Source organism: Variovorax sp. Varisp46 (genome assembly GCF_059491885.1).
In genome coordinates, this window is record NZ_CP168515.1 from 336166 (window position 1) to 352097 (window position 15932).

Sequence of the window (15932 nt, forward strand, 5' to 3'; positions counted from 1 at the left end):
GCGCGGTCGCTGCCTACAATTCCGGGCATGGAAACCAGCCTGATCGAGTTCCGCGGCCAGCCCGCCATCCGCGCCACGGGCGCCGATGGAAGCACCCTGACCGTTGCATTGCATGGCGCCCAAGTGCTCTCGTGGGCCACGGCCAGCGGGGTGGAGCGACTTTATCTGAGTCCGCGCGCGGTGTTCGACGGGCAGGCCGCCATTCGCGGCGGCGTGCCCATCTGCTGCCCCCAGTTCAACCAGCGCGGCATGCTGCCCAAGCATGGATTCATGCGCAATTTGCCTTGGTCGCAAGCGGCCGCCGAGGCGCCGCAGACGCTGCGGTTGACGCTGCGCGACAACGAAGCCACCCGGAGGCTCTGGCCGCACGCTTTTGAGGCACGGCTGGAAGCGACCCTGTCCGCCGGCGGGCTGCGCACCACGCTCACGCTCGTCAACATCGACCATGCGCCCTGGACCTTTGCGGCCGCGCTGCACACCTATCTGCGCGTCGACGACATCGCCCACGTGCGCCTCGAAGGCCTGCAGGGCGCCAACCGCTGGGATTCGCTACGCGACGACCGTCATGTGGAAACCGCCGCGGCGCTGCATTTCGACGCGGAATTCGACAGCGTCTACGCCGCGCCCGCCAAGCCGCTGCGCCTCGTGCAGCCAGGCAGCACACTCGAAATCGCACAAAGCGCGAGCTGCAGCGAAACCGTGGTCTGGAACCCCGGCGCCGTGCTCGGAGCGAAACTCGCCGACATGCCCGAAGACGGCTTCCGCCACATGCTCTGCGTCGAGGCGGCCCGCATCGACGAGCCCGTCCTGCTGGCGCCCGGCGCCCAATGGCAGGGCTGGCAACAGCTCCGCGTTCTCTGATCTCCTACCGGTTCATTTTTTCATGCTTGCCAAACGCATCATTCCCTGCCTCGACGTCACCGGCGGCCGCGTCGTCAAGGGCGTCAACTTCCTCGAACTGCGCGATGCGGGCGACCCCGTCGAGATCGCCGCGCGCTACAACGCGCAGGGCGCCGACGAACTCACCTTCCTCGACATCACCGCCACCAGCGACGGACGCGATCTGATCCTGCCGATCATCGAGGCCGTGGCTTCGCAGGTCTTCATTCCGCTGACCGTGGGCGGCGGCGTGCGCACCGTGGCCGACGTGCGCCGGCTGCTCAACGCGGGCGCCGACAAGACCAGCTTCAACTCGGCCGCCATCTCGGATCCGCAGGTGATCAACGACGCCTCGCAGAAATACGGCTCGCAGTGCATCGTGGTCGCCATCGACGCCAAGCGCCGCAGCCCCGAAGAGGCCGCCACGCGTGGGGCGGGCTGGGACGTGTACAGCCACGGCGGGCGCAAGAACACCGGCCTCGACGCCGTCGAATGGGCAGCCGAGATGGCGCGCCGCGGCGCCGGCGAGATCCTGCTCACCAGCATGGACCGCGACGGCACCAAGAGCGGCTTCGACCTGGAACTGACCCGCGCCGTGAGCAATGCCGTCAATGTGCCGGTGATCGCCTCGGGCGGCGTCGGCAGCCTCGACGACCTGGCCGACGGCATCCAGACCGGCGGCGCTGATGCAGTGCTGGCGGCCAGCATCTTCCACTACGGCGAGCACACGGTGGGCGAGGCCAAAGCCCGCATGGCCGCGCGGGGCATTCCCGTGCGGATCGACCGTTGAACGTGCCTCAAGGGTCTTTTCCCATCCCCGACAATACCGCGATGAATTGGCTCGATGAAGTGAAGTGGGATGCGAACGGCCTGGTGCCCGTGATCGCGCAGGAGCAAGGCAGCAACGACGTGCTGATGTTCGCCTGGATGAACCGCGAGGCGCTCGAAAAGACCGCCGAGCTCGGCCGCGCGGTGTATTTCAGCCGCTCGCGCAACAAGCTCTGGTTCAAGGGCGAGGAATCGGGCCACGTGCAGACCGTGCACGAGATCCGCCTCGACTGCGACAACGACGTGGTGCTGCTCAAGGTCACCCAGCTCGGCCACGAGCCCGGCATCGCCTGCCACACCGGCCGCCACAGCTGCTTCTTCAGCAAGTACGAGAACGGCGGCTGGACCGTGGTCGAACCCGTCTTGAAAGACCCGGAGTCGATCTACAAATGACGGCCACAGTGAACCACAGCACCTCCGACGCCCTTGCACGCCTTGCCTCGGTCATCGAAAGCCGCCTGCCCGCGCGCGGAGGCGATCCCGAGAAGAGCTACGTCGCGCGCCTGTTGCACAAGGGCCCCGACGCCTTCCTCAAGAAGATCGGCGAGGAAGCCACCGAGGTCGTGATGGCCGCCAAGGACGCCGACCACGGCGGCGACCGCTCCAAAATAGTGAACGAAGTGGCCGACCTCTGGTTCCACACCATGGTGGCGCTGGCGCACTACGGTTTTTCCCCCGCCGACGTCACCGCGGAACTCGAGCGCCGCGAGGGCACCAGCGGCATCGAGGAAAAAGCGCTGCGCAAGGTGCAGGCGCGGGAATCCGAAGCCTCCAACGATTGAAAGGACATCGACCATGGCCAACGACATCGTGAACGTGGAACCCGACGACTCCCTGAAGACCTGGGGCTGGGTCAGTTACATCCTGCACCTGATCGTGGCCATCGGCGCCGTCGTGCCGGGGGCGCAGGCCTCCGTGCTGCTGCTGCTGATTGCGCTGGTGATCGACTTCGTCAAGCGCGACGACGCGGCCGGCACCTGGCAGGCATCGCACTTCAGCTGGCGCATCCGCTCGGTGCTGTGGGCCGGCCTGCTGTACATCGTTACTTCGTGGCTCTGGCTGCTGTTCTTCGTGCCGGGCTGGATCGCCTGGAGCCTGATCTCGCTGTGGTTCCTGTACCGGATCGTGAAGGGCATGATCCGCATGAACGACGGCCGTCCCATGGAACCCAAAGATGTCATCTGACCCGAACTGCGTCTTCTGCAAAATCATTGAAGGCAAGATCCCCTCGCGCAAGGTCTACGAAGACGACGACCTGTTCGGTTTTCACGACATCTCGCCCTGGGCGCCGGTGCATTTCATGCTGGTGCCCAAGAAGCACATCGCTTCGATGGCGCAGCTCACGCCCGACGACTCGGCCCTCATGGGCAAGATCATGATCCTGGCGCCCAAGCTGGCGCTGGAGCAGGGCTGCAGGCCCTATCCGGACGGCGGCTACCGGGTCGTCGTCAACACGGGCAGCGAGGGCGGCCAGGAGGTTCACCATCTCCATGTCCATGTCATGGGCGGCCCCCGCCCGTGGCTTCGCGGTTGAGTGGCGTTAGTCCAAACTGTCACATTCCGCCCGACTAAAATCGGACACATTCTTAGGAGTTCTCCATGGGTTCTTTTTCCATCTGGCACTGGCTGATCGTGCTGCTCGTCGTGGTCATGATCTTCGGCACCAAGAAGCTGCGGAACATGGGTTCGGACCTTGGCGGCGCCGTCAAGGGCTTCAAGGACGGCATGAAGGACGGTTCGTCCGACGCCGCCACCCCGCCGGCCCCCACCCAGCAAGTGACTGGCCAGCCGGCCAACAGCGACAAGTCGACGATCGACGTCGAAGCGCGTCAGAAGTCCTGAGCGCGGGCAGCAGCACGTGCTCGACCTCGGCATTGAGAAGCTGGCGCTGATCGGCGTCGTGGCGCTGATCGTCATCGGTCCGGAAAAGCTGCCGCGCGTGGCCCGCACCGTCGGCACCTTGCTCGGCAAGGCGCAGCGCTACGTGAACGACGTCAAGGCCGAAGTCAACCGCTCGATGGAGCTCGACGAGCTCCGCAAGATGAAGACCACCGTCGAGGATGCGGCGCGCGACGTCGAGCACAGCATCCACACCGGCGCGAGCGAATTCGAGAAGCAGTTCAGCGGTTCGGGCGAAACCCTCTCGGCGCTGGCCGAACCCGAGCCGTCGCCGCCCGAATACAAGCATCCCCGCAAGAACTGGCGACTGAAGCAGGGCGCCACGCCGCAGTGGTACAAGGCGCGCAACGGCGTGCGCACCAAGGCGCTGTCGGGTGCCGCGCGTGTCGCGCGCTTCCGCCCGCACACGATCAACAAGATCAACTAGCGTCCCCCACCACCGCGTTCCGCGAGCGCCGCACGCCGGCCGACGTCACGCTATCTTCTTTTCCAATGGCCGATTCCGACAACAAGAACAAAGACAAAGAAGACGAACTGGCGGGCACCGAACAGCCGTTCGTGGCGCACCTGGTCGAGCTTCGCGACCGCCTGCTCTACTGCGTCTATGGCCTCGTGGTCGCGGGCATCCTGCTGGCCATCTGGCCCGGCCCGGGCGGGTTGATCGACCTGATCGCGATGCCGATCAAGGCGCACATGCCGCACGACGCGAAGCTCATCGCCATCGGTGTGTTCTCCCCGTTCTTCGTGCCGCTCAAGGTGCTGATGATGGCGGCCGTGCTGCTGGCGCTGCCCTGGCTCATGTACCAGGCGTGGATGTTCGTCGCGCCCGGGCTCTACAGCCATGAAAAGAAATTCGCGCTGCCGCTGATCTTCTTCGGCAGCCTGCTGGCCTATGCCGGCATTGCCTTCGTGCAGCTCTTCGTGCTGGACAAGATGTTCAGCTTCATCCAGCGCTTTGCCCCCGCAGCGGTGCAGGCGACGCCTGACATTTCATCGTACGTCGAGGCCATCCTGTCGCTGTACATCGCCTTCGGCGTGGCCTTCCAGGTGCCGATCGTCGTGATGCTGCTGGTGCGCTTCGAGATGGTGACCATCGAGAAGCTCAAGTCCTTCCGCGGCTACTTCATCGTGGTCGCGTTCGTCGTGGCCGCGGTGCTCACGCCGCCCGACGTGGTGTCGCAGCTGGCGCTGGCGGTGCCGATGTGCCTGCTGTACGAGGTGGGCATCATCGGTGCCAAGTACTTCGCCAGTGCCGCCAGGAAGCCCGAAGAAGACGAAAGCGCCGATTCGGCGCAGTCCTGACCCGCCGGCTGACGGCCGCCCGTTATTCGGGCTGCTGCTGATTCGGTACCTGCCGCACCGGGCTCTTCGGCCGCAGGCCCGGCATCACGTCCAGTTCCATCTTGTCGCTGCCGCGCTGCAGCGCAAACCTCGCGGTGCTGCCGGGCTTCAGGCCGGCCACCGCGGTCAGCAGCGCCTGCACGTTGTCCGTCTTCTTCTCGCCCACCGAAGTGATCACATCGCCGGGTCGGATGCCGGCCTTGGCAGCCGGGCCGTTCTGCAGCACGCCGGTGATGATCACGCCGGTGTCCGCCTTCACGCCGAAGGTCTCGGCGAGTTCGGGCGAGAGTTCGTTCGGCTCCACGCCGATCCAGCCGCGGCGCACCTGGCCTTCCTTCACGATCCCTTCGAGCACGATCTTGGCCATCGACACCGGAATGGCAAAGCCGATGCCCATGCTGCCGCCCGAACGCGAATAGATCGCGGTGTTGATGCCCTGCAGGTTGCCGTTGACGTCGATCAGCGCGCCACCCGAGTTGCCAGGGTTGATGGCCGCGTCGGTCTGGATGAAGTTCTCAAAGTTGTTGATGCCGAGCTGGTTGCGCCCCAGCGCCGAGACGATGCCGCTGGTCACGGTCTGGCCGACACCGAATGGGTTGCCGATGGCCAGCACCTGGTCGCCCACCTGCAGCGCGTCGGAGTCGCCCAGCACGATCGCCGGCAGCTTGTCGAGCTCGATCTTCAGTACGGCCAGGTCGGTGTCGGGGTCGGTGCCGATCACCTTGCCGCGCGCGTGGCGGCTGTCGTTGAGCGTTACCTCGATCTCGTCGGCGCCCTCGACCACGTGGTTGTTGGTGAGGATGTAGCCGTCGGCGCTCACGATCACGCCGCTGCCCAGGCCCACCTGGGGCTGGTCGTCCTGGTCGCCGAAGAAGAAGCGGAACCACGGGTCGTTGCTGCGCGGATGGCGTTGCGCGGCCTTGCTGGTGTTGATGCTCACCACCGCCGGCGAAGCCTTCTTGGCCGGCACGCTCAGGCTGCCGGCCGTCGGGATGTTCGGGTTGCCCGCGGGCGCCTCGACGATCGACACCACGCCGCCCAGCGAGGTCGCGCGCTTGTGGATCCACTCGGGCTTGAGCGTCGCGACGACGAAATAGGCCGCGAGCAGGACAGTCACGGCTTGTGCAAAGAGCAGCCAGGTGCGTTTCATGAAAGATTGGTGAAAAAGACGTTGGAAGGCTGCCGTGGAGCGCAGCGATGTTGTCAATTGTCCCTCAACCGCACGGAACAGAAACCGCGCCGCGCGGTCGAGATTGAGCTGGCTGCACTGCGTGAATCCGGGTTAACCCGTAGCATCGCCTTGCAGGTCCCACCCGGCCCATGTTTCCCCGGCCTCCCGCGCTGCCCACCCGGCGGAAGCGGCCAGGCATTTCGTCGGCGCGCCATTTTTCCGTTTTCTCACCTGGTTTCGCGGGCTGGCGCGCGGTCACGACCTTCCTGCCAGCCATGACTTCACAAGCAACCCTCCCGGACGGCGCGCAGCCGGCACCGGCACGCACGCTCGGTTCGAGCGACTACAAGACCCTCGGCCTGTCCGCCCTCGGCGGCACCCTGGAGTTCTACGACTTCGTCATCTACGTGTTCTTCGCCACCGTGCTCGGGGCGCTGTTCTTCCCGGCCGACATGCCCGACTGGCTGCGGCAGCTGCAGACCTTCGGCATCTTCGCGGCCGGCTACCTGGCGCGCCCGGTGGGCGGCATCGTCATCGCGCATTTCGGCGACATCTTCGGCCGCAAGCGCATGTTCACGCTGTCGATCTTCCTGATGGCGGCGCCCACGCTGGTGATCGGCCTGCTGCCGACCTACGCGAGCATCGGCGTCGCGGCGCCCCTGCTGCTGCTGGCCATGCGCGTGCTGCAGGGCGCGGCCATCGGCGGCGAGATGCCCGGCGCCTGGGTGTTCGTGGGCGAGCACGTTCCGGCCAGGCGCTACGGCTTCGGCATCGGCATGCTGACCTCGGGCATCACCGGCGGCATCCTGCTGGGCTCGCTGGTTGCGGTGGCCATCAACCGGCACTATTCGCCGGTGCAGGTGAGCGAGTTCGCCTGGCGCCTTCCCTTTGTGCTGGGCGGTGTGTTCGGGCTGGTGTCGGTGTACCTGCGCCGCTTCCTGCACGAGACGCCGGTGTTCAAGGAGCTGGCCGGGCGCCGCAGCGTGGCGCGCGAGATGCCGCTGCGCACCGTGCTGCGCGAGCATCGCCTGGCCTGCGTGTACGTTGCGCTGCTGACCTGGGTGCTGTCGGCCGCCATCGTGGTCGTGGTGCTGTACACGCCCACCTACCTGCAGAAGGTGCACCACATTCCCGCCGCGCTGGCGCTCGAAGCCAATGCGCTCGCCACGCTGACCCTGACGCTCGGCTGCATGCTGGCCGGCTGGGCCAGCGACCGCATCGGCACGCGCACCGTCATGCTGATCGGCTGGGGCGGCCTGTTCGCCACGGCCTACCTGTTCTACAGCGGGCTGCCCGGCACGCCGTCGACGCTCTATGCGCACTACGCGCTGGTGGGCCTGTTCGTGGGCACCATCGCCACGGTGCCGATCGCGGGCGTGCGCGCCTTCCCGGCGCCGGTGCGCTTCACCGGCCTTTCGTTTGCCTACAACATGTCGTACGCGGTCTTCGGCGGACTGACCCCGGTGATCCTCACGCTCTGGCTGCAGCGCGACACCATGGCGCCGGCGCACTACGTGGCGGCGCTGGCCGGGCTGGGCTTCCTGCTGGCGCTGTTGCCCCTGGCCGCTCGTGGCCATGCCATGCGGGATGGCGCGGCCATCGCGGGCGGCGCGACAATGGCGCGATGAGCACCACCCGCCACGAACTGCTTCACGCATTCGACCTGCTGCTCGCCCCCGGGCGCTTCAAGGACTACGGACCCAACGGCCTGCAGGTCGAAGGGCGCACCGTGGTGCGCAAGATCGTTTCGGGCGTAACCGCCAGCCGCGCGCTGATCGAGGCCGCGATCCACGCCGATGCCGATGCCATCTTCGTCCACCATGGCCTGTTCTGGCGCGGCCAGGACGGCTGCGTCACCGGCTGGATGAAGCAGCGCCTGGGCCTGCTGCTAGGTGACGACGTCAATCTCTTCGCCTATCACCTGCCGCTCGATGCGCATCCCGAACTCGGCAACAACGCACAGCTCGGCCTGCAACTGGGGCTCGTGGCCCATGCCGGATCGGCCGGGCGCTTCGGCGAGCAGGAACTGGGTTTTCTCGGCGCGCAGGGCTACTTCGAAGCCGCCATCGCGGCCGGAGCCGACGCCTTCATCACCGGCGAGATCTCGGAGCCCCAGGCCCACTACGCACGCGAGATGGGCGTGGCCTTCCTGGCCTGCGGGCACCACGCCACCGAACGTTACGGCGCGCCAGCCGTGGCCGGGCACGTTGCGGCGCAGCTCGGGCTGAAGCACGAGTTCATCGACATCGACAACCCGGCATGAGCGCAGCGCCGGGCCGCCCCAAGCAAGCTTGCACCGCAGTGCGGAGCACGGAGGTGCCTTTCCAATGAGCGCTGCCATCGCCATCACCCTCGGGGATCCCGCGGGCATCGGCCCCGAGATCATCGCCAAGGCCTTTCGCGACGCGCCCGATGCAACGCATGGCGCGTTCGTTGCCGGCGATGTGGGCACGATGCGCAAGGCCTCGCAGGCGCTCGCAGCACCTGGGCTGCCGGCATGGCCGGTGCTGGAAATCGAAACCGCCGCCGAAGCCGCGGCGGTGCCGCCGGGCTGCATTCCCGTGCTGCAGGTGATTGCGCCGCCATCGCCAATCGAGCTGGGCCAGATCAGCGCCGAAGCCGGCCGCGTGGCCGGCGAATGCGTCGTCTGGGCTGCGCGGGCCGCACTGCGCGGCGAAATCGGCGCCATCGTGACCGCGCCGCTGCACAAGGAAGCGCTGTCGGCCGCCGGCTTTCCGTACCCCGGCCATACCGAACTGCTGCAGGCCGAGGCCGCCGCCCACCTGGGCCGCACCCTGGCCGACGTGCCGGTGCGCATGATGCTGGCCAACGACGAGCTGCGCACCGTGCTCGTCAGCATCCACATGTCGCTGCGCCACGCCATCGAGGCGGTGCATTTCGACGGTGTGCTCGAAACCCTGCGCATCACCCACCGCGCGCTGACGCATGCCCTCGGCCGCGTGCCGCGCATCGGCGTGGCGGGGCTCAACCCGCATGCGGGCGAGGGCGGCCTGTTCGGTTCGGAAGAGCGCGAGATCATCGCGCCGGCCATCGAGGCCGCGCGCGCCGAAGGCATCGACGCCAGCGGCCCCTATGCGCCCGACACTGTCTTCATGCGTGCGCGCGCCAGGCAGGGCGTGCCGTCCAGCGGCGAGTTCGACGTGGTGGTTGCGATGTACCACGACCAGGGCCTGATCCCCGTCAAGTACCTGGGCGTGGAGAAGGGCGTGAACGTGACGCTGGGACTGCCGCTGGTGCGGACCAGCCCCGACCACGGCACCGCGTTCGACATCGCGGGCACGGGCCTGGCCGATGCGTCGAGCCTCGTCGAGGCGCTGCGCATGGCCCGCGTGCTGAAGGGCGCTTAAGGGCGCTTGAGGCTGTCGCGGATTTCGCGCAGCAAGGTGATGTCTTCTGGCGTTGCGGCAGGAGCAGGCGGCGCGGCCTCTTCGGTCTTCCGCAGCTTGTTGATCTGCTTGACCATCATGAAGATGATGAAAGCAAGGATCACGAAGTTGACGGCCACCGTAATGAAGCTGCCATAAGCCAGCACCGGAACGCCGGCCTTCTTCAGGTCTGCCAGTGTGTTCGCCACGCCGGGGGGCACGGTGCCCAGCACCACATAGAGGTTCGAGAAATCGAGCTTGCCGAACACCACGCCCACCAGCGGCATGATGATGTCGCCCACCAGCGAATCGACGATCTTGCCGAACGCGGCGCCGATGATCACGCCCACCGCGAGGTCGATGACGTTGCCCTTGACGGCAAATTCCTTGAATTCACTGAGGATGCTCATGATTCAAAAGGCTGCTGGAGCTCTGCTGTTGAAAGAGCGTCGAGTATGCCCGCGGAAGCGCGCCGGAATCGGCTGTCCGGCGTGAAGCATTCGGCGCATTTGATCTATTTACCTCATCCGCGATGCGGAAAGAAAAGTGCGTGCTTAGGTGTACCCAGTTTCAGTAGTTTTAGTTACAAAAGGAAACAGGGCCCTCGTGGTGACTCATCCGAGCGGGGTGCCACTGTTAGGATCACGCCCGCCGCTACGACAAGCGGACCGGTATTGACATGCAGTTGCATGTTCTCGGTTCAGCGCCTCCACGAGGCACTCTGCGCCCTGGCAGTGCCCAGCAGTGTGCCTGCGGTAACCACGAATTGTGAAAAAGAATTGCACCGCAATGAGTGCATGCGTAGTTTTTATCGCCTGGCTATTTTGGCGCTAAAAAAATTGGAATTTCCTTGGGGGATCGGAATTGAGAAGAAATGCAAATGTCCTGAAGTTGGCTTCGACACTGGCATGTGTGATGGTGCTTCAAGGCTGCGCGGTCGTGCCGGGCATGGGCAACGTGGAGCCCTACGAGGCAGGGGGCGAACTGGCATCCCAGTTCCGCTATCTTCCCGACGAGGCGCCCGAAGGCCAGATCACCCCCATTTCCCTCGCGCTCGTGCGCACGCTGGCGCAGGCGGCCCCGAAGGGCGTTCCGCCTGAGGTCAATGCGCTGTTCGGCAAGAGCGAGCGCTACACCATCGGCCCCGGCGACGTGGTGGGCGTCATCGTTTACGACCACCCCGAACTGCTGCCGAATGCCGGCGCCGTCATTTCGCAGGCTGCGGACCCGACGGGCGTGCAGGTGGCCCCCGGCTTCATTGTCGATTCCGACGGAGAGGTCGCCTTTCCGTACATCGGCCGCGTGCGGGTGGCGGGGCTGAGCGAAGGCGATGCCTCCGACCTGATCGGCAAGCTGCTCCTTCCGCACATCCGTGACCCGCAAGTGACCGTGCGCATTCAGTCGTTCCGCAGCCGCCGTGCGTATGTAGAAGGCGAAGTGCGCACCCCCGGCTCGCAAATCTTCACCGACGTGCCGATGACGCTGAACGAAGCCATCAACCGGGCCGGCGGCATTACGGCCGCGGGCAACCGCTCGGCGGTCACGCTCATTCGCAACGGCCAGTCGATCCGGATCGACATGACCAGGCTGCGCGAAGCCGGCTACGACGGCAACAGCATTCCGCTGAAGAACGGCGACACCGTGCGCGTGGCCAACCGGGAAGACGACAAGGTCTTCCTCATGGGCGAAGTCGTGGCCCCGCTGGCATTGCCCATGCGCAGCAACGGCCGCCTCAGCCTGAGCGAAGCGCTGGGCGAAGCCGGGGGCACGTTGAACTCCTCGGCCAACGCCGGGCAGATCTACGTCATTCGCCAGGGCGCGACGGGTGCACCCGCCATCTTCAACCTCAATGCGCGGAACCCGGCAGCGCTTGCCATTGCGAGCCAGTTCAGGCTGCAGTCGCAGGACGTGGTCTATATCGACCCCGTGCCGCTGGTCAAGTGGAACCGCGTGGTCAGCTTGATCCTGCCGTCGGCGACGGTGGCCAATGCTGCCAGCGAGATCTACGTCAGGCACGCGAACTGAAGCCCGGGCTGTTCCTTCTCTGACGAGATGCGAGAAGTGATCGGGCCCTTGAAGGCAGCGATTCAGGTGCGATAGGGCGACGGCTTCCATCGAGAGGGCGCTGTCGAAGTTCTTTTCCAGTGTTCCCATCATGCAAGCCATACATCCAAATCAACCCATTGCAATCATCGGCCTTGGTTATGTGGGCCTTCCCCTTGCCGTGGAGTTCGGCAAGAAGCGTTCCGTGGTCGGCTTCGACATCAACACCGCGCGCATTGCAGACCTGCAAGCCGGGCACGACCGCACGCTCGAGACAACCTCTGAAGAATTGAAGGCCGCCGAACAGCTGCGCTTCACCGCACACATTGAAGACTTGCGCGAATGCGGCGTCTTCATCGTCACCGTGCCAACGCCGGTGGACGCAGCCAATCGGCCCGACCTGACGCCGCTCGTCAAGGCCAGCGAAACCGTCGGCAAGGTGATGCCGCAAGGTGCCGTCGTGGTTTTCGAGTCCACGGTGTACCCTGGCGCTACCGAAGAAGTGTGTGTGCCCGTGCTCGAAAAATTCAGCGGCAAGAAGTTCAACGTGGACTTTTTCTGCGGCTACAGCCCCGAGCGCATCAACCCCGGCGACAAGGAACACCGCCTGCCCAGCATCAAGAAGGTGACCAGCGGCAGCACGCCGGAAGTGGCCGAGATCGTGGACCAGATGTACCGCCAGATCATCACTGCCGGCACGCACAAGGCCAGCAGCATCAAGGTGGCCGAAGCCGCCAAGGTGATCGAGAACACGCAACGCGACGTGAATATCGCTTTGATGAACGAATTGAGCCTCATCTTTCACCGGCTCGGCATCGACACGCTCGAAGTGCTGCAGGCGGCTGGCACCAAGTGGAACTTTCTGCCCTTTCGTCCGGGGCTGGTGGGCGGGCATTGCATCGGCGTGGATCCGTACTACCTCACGCACAAGGCAGTGGAGGTCGGCTATCACCCAGAGGTGATCCTGGCCGGTCGGCGCATCAACGACAACATGGCGAGCCATGTCGCCGACGAAGTCATCAAGCTGATGCTGCGCAAGAACGTGCCCGTGCTGGGCAGCAAGGTCTTGGTGTTGGGGCTGACCTTCAAGGAAAACTGCCCAGACGTGCGCAACACGAAGGTGGTAGACATCGTGCACACCTTGAAGGGCTACAACACGCAGGTCGATGTGTTCGACCCATGGATCGATGTGGCCGAGGCGGAGCACGAATACGGTCTGCAATGTCTGACCGAAATGCCTGCCCCCGGCCAATACGCCGCCATCGTGCTGGCTGTGGGACACCACCAGTTCGTGACATTGGGCGAAGCTGGCATCAAGGCGCTGGGTCAACCCGGCGCCGTGTTGTTCGACGTGAAAAGCCTGCTGCCTTTGGGCACTGCGGATGGACGACTGTGAGCGGCACAGACACCATGAGCCAACCCATTCCCAGCCCGTCTGCTTACGACAAGCTTCGCGCTCGCCTAGTCACCGAGTCTCACACGTGGCTCGTCACCGGTGTGGCCGGCTTCATCGGCAGCAACTTGCTTGAGAGCCTGCTCAAGCTCAACCAGCGCGTTGTGGGCCTCGACAACTTCGCCACCGGCCACCAACGCAACTTAGCCGAGGTTCAAACCTTGGTGACGCCCGAGCAGTGGGCCAATTTTCATTTCATCGAGGGCGATATCCGCAACCTCGACGATTGCCAGCGCGCCATGGTCTTTCCTGCGGCGAACGCCTCGTCGAGTGGAAGCGGCGCGCCTGTGGAGTACGTTCTTCACGAAGCCGCACTTGGCAGCGTTCCCCGGAGCCTGGCCGACCCCATCACGACCAACGGCGTGAATATCAGTGGCTTCCTGAATATGCTGGTGGCTTCGCGCGACGCTGATGTGAAGAGTTTCACGTACGCAGCCAGCAGCAGCACGTATGGAGACCATCCAGGGCTGCCAAAGGTCGAGCACATCATCGGCAAGCCTCTCAGCCCCTACGCAGTCACCAAGTACGTCAATGAACTGTATGCGGACGTCTTTGCCCGTTGCTACGACTTCAACACTATCGGCCTGCGCTATTTCAACGTGTTCGGCCCTCGGCAGGATCCCAATGGCGCCTACGCCGCGGTCATTCCGAAATGGATTGCGAGTCTGATGAAGGGTGAGCCGGTCTACATCAACGGCGACGGTGAAACCAGCCGCGACTTCTGCTTCATCGCCAATGTTGTCCAGGCGAACCTGCTCGCCGCTGTTGCGCATGAGCCTGAAGCGGTGAACCATGTTTACAACGTGGCAGTGGGAGATCGCACAACACTAAACGAGTTGTACTCCCACCTGCACAGCAAACTGCTGCCGCACTACCCTCACCTTCAAGAAGTCCAGCCCGTGCATCGAGACTTCCGCGCCGGAGACGTGCGGCATAGTTTGGCCGACATCGGCAAGTCCCAACGCCTGCTGGGCTACGCACCCACACAACGCATCGGCGAAGGGCTAGCACTAGCCATGCCTTGGTACATGGCTCAGGAAAAGTGATTGCAGCGATCCATGGTGCAGGCGTGAATTGAAGTAAGTGTGGCGTTGACGCGCATTCGCGACGATGACGACCAACCCGCTTCAAGGTCAGCCCGCGCCATCAATCGCAATACCTCGGATTGAAGGAAACGCATATGCCAAAGACACCTCTCGCGCTCGTTCCGCCCACGCAAGGAGCAATTGACGCTTGCGCCGCAGATAAGGGATCCCCCATCTATGTCACCCAGCCGGCGTTGCCTCCACTGGAGTTGTTCATCCCTTATCTGCAGGAGATATGGGACAACAAGATTCTCACCAACGGCGGCCCGTTCCATCAGCAACTTGAAAAGGCCCTGTGCGACTACTTAGGCGTCAAGCACCTAGCGCTCTTCTCGAATGGCACGTTGGGGCTGGTCACCGCGCTGCAAGCGTTGCGAGTGACCGGTGAAGTCATCACTACGCCGTATTCTTTCGTCGCGACCGCACATTCGTTGTTGTGGAACGGGATCAAGCCCGTGTTCGCTGACGTTCATCCGGACACGCTGAACCTCGATCCAACAAAGATCGAAGCGGCCATCACGCCGCAAACGACAGCGATCATGCCGGTGCATTGCTACGGCCATCCGTGCGACGTGGAGGCTATCCAGAAGATTGCCGACAACTACAACCTCAAGGTGATCTACGACGCTGCCCATGCGTTTGGTGTTCAGGATCAAGGCGGTAGTGTGTTGCGCCATGGCGACCTATCGGTGCTCAGCTTTCACGCAACCAAGGTCTTCAACACCTTTGAAGGTGGCGCCATCATTTGCCCGGACGCCAAAACCAAGCAGCGCATCGACCATCTGAAAAACTTCGGATTCGTGGATGAAACCACGGTGGTTGCGCCTGGCATCAACGGGAAGATGAGTGAAATTAATGCGGCCTTCGGCATGTTGCAATTGCAGCATGTGGACGCCGCACTTGCCAAGCGCAAAAGCATCGATACCACGTACCGCGAAGCACTACAGAACGTGCCAGGGATTCGTTGTTTACAAGACGCTGGAGAACAGGTCGCCAACCATGCGTATTTCCCAATTTTGGTGGAATCAAACTACCCATTGAGCCGCGATGCTCTTTACCAAAGACTCAAGGATCAGAACATCTACGCTCGTAGATATTTTTATCCGCTGATTTCAGAGTTTCCAATGTACCGGGGAATGGCCTCGGCCCATCGAGAAAACTTGCCTGTGGCCACGGCCGCCGCGCGTAAGGTACTTTGCTTGCCAATCTATCCAGCGCTGCCTGAGCAAGACCAGCACCGTGTCATCGATATCGTGCAAGGTGGCTGACCCATGGCTATGCTGAGCCGGGAGGCCATCGAAATGCTGGGGTTCTTAACTATTGGAGAAAACGTTCAGATTTCAGATCGAGCATCCTTTTACGGCCTCAATCGGATTGAGCTAGGAAACAATATTCGAATCGACGACTTCTGCATCATCTCCGCGGGAGTAGGGGGGATTTCGATAGGAAATCACGTCCATATTGCAGCCTATTCTTCACTAATAGGAGCGGGAGCAATTGCAGTGTCCGATTTTTGCAATATATCTTCTCGTGTGGCCATTTATTCAAGTAATGATGATTATTCTGGCAAGACCTTAACCAATCCTACCGTGCCCAGCAAATTCACCGGTGTGACTCATGCAGATGTCCTGCTCGGGAGGCATGTCATTGTAGGAAGCGGCAGCGTCATCCTGCCCGGCGTCACTTTAGAAGAAGGGGTAGCCGTCGGCGCCTTAAGCTTGGTGCAGAAGGACTGCAAAGCTTTTGGAATTTATGCCGGTCGGCCCGCCGCACGAATTAAAGAGCGTAAGCGCAACTTGTTGGAACTAGAACGGCAATTTTTGGCTAGTAAGGCGAAATAGGCATAG

The 15932-nt window shown here is 63.5% G+C and carries 19 protein-coding genes; 17 read left to right on the forward strand and 2 right to left on the reverse strand.

The features are described 5' to 3' along the window. Nucleotides 1-27 precede the first annotated feature (27 nt). The 9 genes from ACEN9N_RS01505 (at nt 28) to tatC (ending at nt 4908) form a co-directional block, all read left to right on the forward strand. The gene (locus ACEN9N_RS01505; RefSeq protein ID WP_495655216.1) at nt 28-861 is read left to right on the forward strand and encodes a D-hexose-6-phosphate mutarotase; all 834 of its coding nucleotides are present in this window, start codon (nt 28-30) and stop codon (nt 859-861) included. 22 nt (nt 862-883) lie between these two features. Then, nucleotides 884-1669: an imidazole glycerol phosphate synthase subunit HisF gene (gene hisF, locus ACEN9N_RS01510; RefSeq protein ID WP_007835271.1), complete on the forward strand. Its 786-nt coding sequence runs from the start codon at nt 884-886 to the stop codon at nt 1667-1669. Between the two features lie 41 nt (nt 1670-1710). Further along, nucleotides 1711-2100 (forward strand): phosphoribosyl-AMP cyclohydrolase, encoded by a 390-nt coding sequence (hisI, locus tag ACEN9N_RS01515; RefSeq protein WP_007835273.1) that lies wholly within the window; start codon nt 1711-1713, stop codon nt 2098-2100. Further along, on the forward strand, nt 2097-2489 hold the full coding sequence (locus ACEN9N_RS01520) for a phosphoribosyl-ATP diphosphatase (protein ID WP_413313817.1): 393 nt from the start codon (nt 2097-2099) through the stop codon (nt 2487-2489). Before hisI ends, ACEN9N_RS01520 begins: the two co-directional genes overlap by 4 nt. A gap of 13 nt (nt 2490-2502) precedes the next feature. Then, complete coding sequence (locus ACEN9N_RS01525) at nt 2503-2892, forward strand: DUF4870 family protein (protein WP_007835277.1); 390 nt, start codon at nt 2503-2505, stop codon at nt 2890-2892. Next, nucleotides 2882-3241, forward strand: coding sequence for a histidine triad nucleotide-binding protein (locus ACEN9N_RS01530; RefSeq protein ID WP_007835279.1), 360 nt, complete (start codon nt 2882-2884; stop codon nt 3239-3241). The genes ACEN9N_RS01525 and ACEN9N_RS01530 overlap by 11 nt, the downstream gene beginning before the upstream one ends. Before the next feature lie 65 nt (nt 3242-3306). Further along, nucleotides 3307-3549, forward strand: a complete 243-nt coding sequence (gene tatA, locus ACEN9N_RS01535; protein ID WP_007835282.1) for a Sec-independent protein translocase subunit TatA — start codon at nt 3307-3309, stop codon at nt 3547-3549. A gap of 16 nt (nt 3550-3565) precedes the next feature. Beyond that, complete coding sequence (gene tatB, locus ACEN9N_RS01540) at nt 3566-4033, forward strand: Sec-independent protein translocase protein TatB (protein WP_007835284.1); 468 nt, start codon at nt 3566-3568, stop codon at nt 4031-4033. Between the two features lie 65 nt (nt 4034-4098). Next, entirely contained in the window at nt 4099-4908 is an 810-nt protein-coding gene (gene tatC, locus ACEN9N_RS01545; RefSeq protein ID WP_056586067.1) for a twin-arginine translocase subunit TatC, read from the forward strand. A 22-nt stretch (nt 4909-4930) separates the two neighbouring features. Here tatC and ACEN9N_RS01550 read toward each other — a convergent pair whose 3' ends face one another. Beyond that, the gene (locus ACEN9N_RS01550) at nt 4931-6097 is read right to left on the reverse strand and encodes a trypsin-like peptidase domain-containing protein (RefSeq protein ID WP_007835300.1); all 1167 of its coding nucleotides are present in this window, start codon (nt 6095-6097) and stop codon (nt 4931-4933) included. 296 nt (nt 6098-6393) lie between these two features. On the opposite strand from ACEN9N_RS01550, the gene ACEN9N_RS01555 reads away from it, so the two are divergent. The 3 genes from ACEN9N_RS01555 to pdxA all read left to right on the forward strand — a co-directional run bounded on the left by ACEN9N_RS01555 (nt 6394) and on the right by pdxA (nt 9486). Then, on the forward strand, nt 6394-7746 hold the full coding sequence (locus ACEN9N_RS01555; protein WP_007835302.1) for an MFS transporter: 1353 nt from the start codon (nt 6394-6396) through the stop codon (nt 7744-7746). After that, on the forward strand, nt 7743-8381 hold the full coding sequence (locus ACEN9N_RS01560) for a Nif3-like dinuclear metal center hexameric protein (protein WP_495655217.1): 639 nt from the start codon (nt 7743-7745) through the stop codon (nt 8379-8381). The genes ACEN9N_RS01555 and ACEN9N_RS01560 overlap by 4 nt, the downstream gene beginning before the upstream one ends. Before the next feature lie 64 nt (nt 8382-8445). Further along, the gene (gene pdxA / locus ACEN9N_RS01565) at nt 8446-9486 is read left to right on the forward strand and encodes a 4-hydroxythreonine-4-phosphate dehydrogenase PdxA (protein WP_478179519.1); all 1041 of its coding nucleotides are present in this window, start codon (nt 8446-8448) and stop codon (nt 9484-9486) included. On the opposite strand, the gene mscL is transcribed toward pdxA, so the two are convergent. Then, nucleotides 9483-9914 carry a large conductance mechanosensitive channel protein MscL gene (gene mscL, locus ACEN9N_RS01570; protein ID WP_007835307.1) on the reverse strand — a complete coding sequence of 144 codons (432 nt, stop codon included), beginning with the start codon at nt 9912-9914 and terminating at the stop codon, nt 9483-9485. The two genes, pdxA and mscL, sit on opposite strands and share 4 nt — an antisense overlap. A gap of 505 nt (nt 9915-10419) precedes the next feature. Here mscL and ACEN9N_RS01575 point away from each other — a divergent pair. From ACEN9N_RS01575 to ACEN9N_RS01595, 5 genes are all read left to right on the forward strand, one after another. Further along, the gene (locus ACEN9N_RS01575; RefSeq protein WP_495656439.1) at nt 10420-11529 is read left to right on the forward strand and encodes a polysaccharide biosynthesis/export family protein; all 1110 of its coding nucleotides are present in this window, start codon (nt 10420-10422) and stop codon (nt 11527-11529) included. 130 nt (nt 11530-11659) lie between these two features. Continuing rightward, nucleotides 11660-12943: a Vi polysaccharide biosynthesis UDP-N-acetylglucosamine C-6 dehydrogenase TviB gene (gene tviB, locus ACEN9N_RS01580; RefSeq protein WP_495655218.1), complete on the forward strand. Its 1284-nt coding sequence runs from the start codon at nt 11660-11662 to the stop codon at nt 12941-12943. Nucleotides 12944-12957: 14 nt separating this feature from the next. After that, nucleotides 12958-14046: an NAD-dependent epimerase/dehydratase family protein gene (locus tag ACEN9N_RS01585; protein ID WP_495655219.1), complete on the forward strand. Its 1089-nt coding sequence runs from the start codon at nt 12958-12960 to the stop codon at nt 14044-14046. 134 nt (nt 14047-14180) lie between these two features. After that, the gene (locus tag ACEN9N_RS01590) at nt 14181-15353 is read left to right on the forward strand and encodes a DegT/DnrJ/EryC1/StrS family aminotransferase (RefSeq protein WP_495655220.1); all 1173 of its coding nucleotides are present in this window, start codon (nt 14181-14183) and stop codon (nt 15351-15353) included. Between the two features lie 3 nt (nt 15354-15356). Further along, nucleotides 15357-15926 carry an acyltransferase gene (locus ACEN9N_RS01595; RefSeq protein WP_495655221.1) on the forward strand — a complete coding sequence of 190 codons (570 nt, stop codon included), beginning with the start codon at nt 15357-15359 and terminating at the stop codon, nt 15924-15926. The last annotated feature ends 6 nt before the right edge of the window (nt 15927-15932 follow it).